This window comes from Phenylobacterium sp. (assembly GCF_004799395.1).
In the GTDB taxonomy this organism is placed as follows: Bacteria; Pseudomonadota; Alphaproteobacteria; order Caulobacterales; family Caulobacteraceae; genus Phenylobacterium.
Genome location: NZ_SSMZ01000103.1, coordinates 1 through 3,195, shown reverse-complemented (window position 1 = coordinate 3,195; position 3,195 = coordinate 1). Strand labels below are relative to the sequence as shown.

The 3,195-nt window shown below is 62.8% G+C and carries 2 protein-coding genes; both read right to left on the bottom strand.

Annotation, left to right across the window (positions count from 1 at the left end):
• Positions 1-88: 88 nt before the first annotated feature.
• Complete coding sequence (locus E8A12_RS07320; protein WP_293367262.1) at positions 89-751, bottom strand: PEPxxWA-CTERM sorting domain-containing protein; 663 nt, start codon at positions 749-751, stop codon at positions 89-91.
• A 366-nt stretch (positions 752-1,117) separates the two neighbouring features.
• Positions 1,118-2,116: an alpha/beta hydrolase gene (locus E8A12_RS07315; protein ID WP_293367261.1), complete on the bottom strand. Its 999-nt coding sequence runs from the start codon at positions 2,114-2,116 to the stop codon at positions 1,118-1,120.
• Between the last annotated feature and the right edge of the window lie 1,079 nt (positions 2,117-3,195).

Genomic DNA, 3,195 nt, shown 5'->3' with positions numbered 1-3,195 from the left:
GACGCGCACAAAGTCGGCCAAGGGTGGAAGCGATCATGACCGCCGCGCCGATCCGCAGACGGCGGCGCGTCAAGTTGATCCGTGTCGCCTAGGCGGCCACTTGCGCGCGCTGGCGCCGCAGAGCAGCGCCGGCCAGGCCGAAGCCGCCGATCATGAGCGCCCAGGCCGCCGGCTCAGGCACGCCGCCGGGCGCATCGAAATCGATTGTCGCGACGTGATCCAGATTCCGCGCGTCCAGTTGGCCCGATGTTATCAAGGCGCCGGCGCTGTTGAAGATGGAATAGTTGTAGACGTCGCGCTCAGTGCAGCAGGACGGACTTCCCGTCGTGCCCCGGCCGTATATCGACAGGCTGGAAAGATCTTCCGGAGAGCTGAAGGATATTGTCAGAAATTCGCCAGTTCCCGTGCCGGCTGAGTGGTAGATATCTGAATACTCTTGGGGATATATGCCATCGATGGCTTTTCCGGTGTAGTCCGAACCCTGATAATTACTCGCAGCCGTCGCCGTTCCGCCGTTCGAGCTCAACGCCACATCCGTCGCGCTGAAATTGTCCGCCACGACCTCGGACACCTGGATGTAGGCGTCGCCCGGATTGTAATAGGGCTCGCCGACATCGTTCAGCGCGCTGGTGATCGTCACGGTCTTGGCGTCAAGCACGGTAGCCGCAGCCGCCGGACCTGATCCCGCAGCGAGAATAGTCGCGGCGATTGCGGCGCCGATAGCGCATCCGATCCGAGTGGCCCTGTCCATCGTGAACCTCATCCACCGATCCCGTGACTGACCGTCACATTCCTGGGGAGAAATCTTAGGGTCCCCAGGCGAGCTGGGATAGTGCCTATTTAGGCCATCTCCCGCTGAATTTACTGGAAAAATCGCCTCTTAGGCGAGTGACGTGCGCCCACCAACGCCCGGACAACCCGCTTCGAGGGGCGGCCCATGTCCGCTGTGCGGCAGTCAGCGGACCGATGCCCGCAAGCGGTTCCAGGTCATGGTCGGCGACCGACCGGTCCTGCACGGCCTTCAGCCACGAGAGGTAGCCGCATCATCAATCGCCGGGCGCCCCAATTCGCGAAATAAAGGTGCAGGTCGAACCATTGCTCCACGAACTTGCGCGGATCAGCGTTTGAACACTGCGTCGGTGCAAGCAGCGGCGGCTTTCAGGCCGGGCGTCTTCAACCACCGGACCGCCGCGATAACGTAACTGCGGTCCCGTCCCAATGGCGAGACATGGCTGGCCCCTATCGCGTCGAGCACCCAACCCTGGCAGGCTCGTGTCGCGGGCGCGACCTCTGCCGCGCGCCAGGCCTCGTCGGGCGCGGGCGCCTGTCGCAAAGCACCAACGACCACGGCGACCGGGATGGTGGGCGGCACATCGCCCAATTCTCGGACCCGCCGCAGCGCCGGCAGGATTTCCATGACCTCGTCACGCGCATCGGCAAGGAAGCGGCTCGAAGTGAGCGCCCGCGATTTGCGAAGTGCGCCCTGCCCATCAAGGCCAATCGCCGCGATTTTCGGGTCTACAAACCAGCGGGCCACGCCCAGGCGTCCGCCAACCGCAGCGAGGTCGGCCTGGGTCCTTTCGCTCTCCAATTGGGAGATGAGTTGAGGAGCGTCCAAGTCGTCCGTGCCGACGCCATTGACGTAGACCAGTCCAGCCACGCGATCGGGGAAAAGCGTGGCAAAGGTCTCGGCATAAAATGCGCCGTTGGAATGGCCGACGAGGATGATCGGCGCTGCTTCCCCCAGCTGATCGAGGGTCGCGGCGAGTTCGCGTGCGATCTGTTCGGCAGTGGGTGGACTGGACCGGTCGGGGGAGAGGCCAAGCCCCAGCCGATCATAGGCGCAGACCCGGCCGCTCCTGGCGAGATCTCTCAGGATCAAACTCCAGTCGGCTGACGTGCTGAACGCCCCAGCTTCCAGGAAAACTGTCGGACCGAGATTGTGACTACCGCGGCAGTCTACGAAGGGCTTGGCAGTTGCGTCCGTCCGGTCAACCCGCGCGGCGGCGCGATGAGTTTCGGTCGCACACCCGGCGATGCCGAGGCCGAAGCAGATAAGAGCGAAGATGATCGCTGCCGACCTTGCCGCGCCGGTTGGCTCCATGGTGAAGTCCATGCGCCCGAGTTGAACCATCCTGTGGTTGCCTCTTAATCGCCCGGCCGAAGAATGGCGAAGACCATGTCCAACGAGATCAATCGGACGTGTTGGGCGGCTGCCGTTGTAGTCGATGCTTCAGGCTTCAACGCGCTCCCGGCGTTGGCCAGGGAGAACCAGGCGGTGCCGACCTGCCGTTCAACGCCCCCTTACCAATTCGACGGATAGAGGCTCGCCAAATACCGATTTGGCTGGCCAGACGCTTCCGACCGCAATGTTGATCACGGCCGTACAGAACGAGAGCGGGATTGGCAGTGGACGGGCCTGTCTAAGGCAAAGCTTCTGCTGATTGACGGTCCAGCGACCACTGGAGGCGTCCCCGGACGGGCCCTCACCGCGGTAGCGCCCGCCCCGGTCCAGCCATAGCTTGGCGTGGCGGCCATCTGCGTAGGTTGAGACGATCGTGTTATCGAACGTTGCTGCCAAGCCAGCCGGCTCCTGAGCGGATGCCGAAGGTGAACCCGGGATTAGGATTGCACAGAGGCAAGTGAGCTGCAGAGCCCCAAGACGGGTTATTGCGCGCCTTGATAGTCCCCGCGAGCCGGAAGGCGCTCTCATCTTTGGATGGTCCCTTGGGATGCGTGAGATCGTTCGTAGACCTCTTGCTGGCGTTGATTGTTCCAACCCGGGCGCCCCAACTCGGTAGCCACCTCCGCCCATTGACGACGCGCCGGTCCGAACGCCTCAATGAAAAAAGCGTAGCGATGCCGCTGGTAGAACGCTTGGCCTACGCGCGCTTCGATGACGCGGTCGCAAACCAGAAATGCGCCATAGACAACGAGCGGGGTCCGTTCCTGAGGACTGTCAGGTTCATCGGCCTGCCTACGCTGACCGACCAGGAGGCGAGGTTGCTCTTGCAAGACATCGTTCACCTTTGTCAGGCGTCGGTGACCCAGGCCTCGCAGATGGCCGAGGGTTCAAATCGGCGACATCCAATTGACGTCCCGTCTTTAGGAATTTGGTAACGCGGCCCCATCAGTATTAACGCCAGCGGAGCCTGCGGGCTTCGTGTTGTCCAAAGGTGCATCATGGCGATGTCG